The sequence below is a fragment of the uncultured Clostridium sp. genome, from assembly GCF_937920395.1.
GTDB lineage: Bacteria > Bacillota > Clostridia > Clostridiales > Clostridiaceae > Clostridium_AD.
The window spans coordinates 1-2,866 of sequence record NZ_CALEVF010000298.1 but is presented as its reverse complement, the minus strand read 5'-3'; the positions used below and the strand labels follow the sequence as shown (position 1 = coordinate 2,866).

The following is a 2,866-nucleotide window of genomic DNA, read 5'->3' as shown; positions in this document are numbered from 1 at the left end:
ATTTATTTCTAGTTGCTCTTTATTTCTAAGCGATCCTACAAGAACTGTTCTGTCCCTAAAGTATTCATCTTTTATATAATTTTCTCGCCCTATAGGCTCAAGTGATCTTTCAAAGGTTGAGTATGAGGATTCATTTATTAAATTATCTAAAAACTCTTCCATGAGCCCAGTAGTTGATGGAAGAAATGGAATGCCACCTATATTTACTTCTTCTATACTCTTATAAAAATCATGGTTTTTGTATTCCTCTTCATCCTTATATGGGAACAATACAAATGCTCCAAAAACACAATTGTTATAGGCCCCAGTTTTATTATTTTTATATATAATGGCATCTCTGTACCTGTGCATGGTGTTTATGTCTTCTTCCTTAGGTCCAATGCCACCATAACTTTTCTGGTACTCTATTGATGTGTCTATCTTATATTTTGCGTCAAATACAAACTCATAAGCCTTATCACTACCAATTTTATTTATAGATAACATGTTATCAGGCTTTTGCGTTACTGTTTTGCTACCTTCAGTTCTAGAACCTAAGTTACTAGTTTTTCGTGATTTAAATGCATTATAACTGACCTTAAAGGTTTCCTTTGTATTAGGGTTTTCATATACCAATGTAGACGTTACGCCTTTTTTAAGTGATACAAATATTCCAGTTCTATTAATAGTTATAAAATCTGTACTTATTAGCTTATATCTCTTTCTAAGTAGCGAATTTATCTTAATAAAACACCAATACTCATATAGTAGACTAAGTTCCTTCATTGATAATGAAAATATATTACTATTAATGCTTAATCCTTTTTGAAGCATCAATAGTCAGCAAAATGGCTCATATTCATGGTTTGTTCACATCCCCCCGGGGGATTTTTTGAAGGAGCCTGCGACTGAAATTGCTAGTATGTCTCTAATGTCATTAGATGGATCTGATAAATATAAATCAGATTTCGACTTATAATCTGCCTTTAATTTTTCTAATGCACCTGCATCGACTCCGTCTAATGTGTATTGAAGTTCAGTACCATCTTCAGTTGTCATTTTAGCTGACCACAACTCATCTGACTTAGGCAATAAAAACTTTTGCGCGATTGCTAGTGGAGCAGCTAAATGGATGATAGTGGTGATGCGAGCAACATCATAAGCTTGTCCATATTAACTTGTAGGTGCAATATCAATATTAACGGACTCAGATATGACTGGCAAGTTGATAATTGGAGAAATAGGTGTAATTGACATATATATAGCCTCCTGAAAATTATTTATAATACAGTTTTACATAATATTAAAAAGGTATTACAGCATAAGTTTACTGTTTATAGGTTATTGTGTCAATATTCGTAAAAAATAATACAATTATACATAAATTCAATATAACGAGATGGTTAAATGTGGTGATCAATTTGTAGACTTGAATTCCTTCTGTCAAAGTAAAAAGCAACAAAAAATTAAGAAAAGCTTAGAAATAGGCATTCTTTTAAAATGCAATATTCAAGTAAACAAGTAAACAGCTATCGCTAGAATATATTTACACTCCTTATTATATTAATCCGTTCGTTTAAAGTCCACATTTAAAACAAACCGATTATATGTATATTCCCCACCATCTAATGCTACTTTTAATGCTGTTAGTTCACGTTCGTTTACGGTATACTTCAATCGAACTATATTTTACTATACTCATTAAAAAAAGCAAAAAAATCATTTTGCTCATAATAAACATATTGAGTTAGTTTTCAGTTAAATTTAACTAAAGGCTTAACAATCCTTATAATTCAATGGTTCACGCAAAAGGAGGTAAATGTACGATTTTAACTAAAATCATACATTCGTAAAAACAGCATAAAGCGTTGATATATAAAGGCTTATAGTAGATTTAACTAAAGCCTTTTTTCTTATTGTGTATTTGAATGTATTGTTTCCTGTGATATATTATAAATATAGTACATTGAATTTGTGCCCTTTAGGACACTTTTTAGGAGTGAATTTATGATAGTAGAACCCATAAAAGATAAAAAGAAGATAAATGATTTTCTTACTTTTTTAAAAGGAAAGAATGAAAGGGACTGGATTATGGCCAAGTTCCAGTTAAACACTGGACTTAGAATAAGCGATGTAGTTAAGGTGAAGGTAAGTGATATTCTAACGGAAAAGTTTAATTTCAAAGATTATTTTGTGCTAAAGGAGCAAAAGACAAATAAAGAAAAGAAAATAAAGCTTAATGACAGCATTAAAATAGCGTTAAGTAGCTATATAAAACAAAATAAGCTTGGACACAATAATTATATCTTTAGAAGTAGAAAGGGTTTAAATGAGCATATAAGTGTTACACAAGCCTATAGATTATTAAAAAATGCAGCTGTAAGCATAGGTATAGAAAACTTCGGTACCCATTCTTTAATAAAGACCTGGGGTTATTGGACCTACAAAGTAAGCAGATATAATATAGGTCTAATTATGGACACATTCAATCACAGTAGCCAGGAAATCACATTAAGATACATAGGAATAGATCAGGGGGCTAAGGATGAACTTTATAGCTTAGTTCAATTTTAACAAAGGAGTAGTTTGTATATGATTTTAAACAGAAGAGAGTTGCTTACTCAGCAACAAAGAGAAGCACTTATAAGTATTCCATTTGAAGGTGATGAACATCAAATGAGTGTATTTTATATGTTATCAATTGATGATATTGAAATAATAAACAAACACAGAAAAGATTTTAACAAATTAGGATTTGCTCTGCAACTAGCTTTGCTTAGATATCCAGGCTGTTCTATATCTAACATTAAAAATATTCTTTATTCAGTTGTCAAATATATTGCGGATCAATTAGATTTAGAGCCTGAGGTATTTAATTTGTATGCTG

At 30.7% G+C, this 2,866-nt stretch carries 4 protein-coding genes; 2 read left to right on the top strand and 2 right to left on the bottom strand.

The window, feature by feature from the left end; translation table 11 throughout:
• On the bottom strand, nucleotides 1-813 hold an 813-nt coding region (locus tag Q0649_RS18990), incomplete at its 3' end, for a nuclease domain-containing protein (protein WP_298845645.1).
• A gap of 36 nt (nucleotides 814-849) precedes the next feature.
• Nucleotides 850-1,071, bottom strand: coding sequence for a hypothetical protein (locus Q0649_RS18985; protein WP_298845644.1), 222 nt, complete (start codon nucleotides 1,069-1,071; stop codon nucleotides 850-852).
• Between the two features lie 915 nt (nucleotides 1,072-1,986).
• On the opposite strand from Q0649_RS18985, the gene Q0649_RS18980 reads away from it, so the two are divergent.
• Together Q0649_RS18980 and Q0649_RS18975 are read left to right on the top strand one after the other, a co-directional pair.
• Nucleotides 1,987-2,553: a tyrosine-type recombinase/integrase gene (locus Q0649_RS18980; RefSeq protein ID WP_298845642.1), complete on the top strand. Its 567-nt coding sequence runs from the start codon at nucleotides 1,987-1,989 to the stop codon at nucleotides 2,551-2,553.
• Between the two features lie 18 nt (nucleotides 2,554-2,571).
• Nucleotides 2,572-2,866 (top strand): DUF4158 domain-containing protein (locus tag Q0649_RS18975; protein WP_298845640.1); only part of this gene is annotated, 295 nt, incomplete at its 3' end.

What these genes read in the sequence shown, in the direction of transcription:
- Q0649_RS18980 (WP_298845642.1), top strand. Translation starts at nt 1,987, where the DNA reads ATGATAGTAGAACCCATAAAAGATAAAAAGAAGATAAATGATTTTCTT.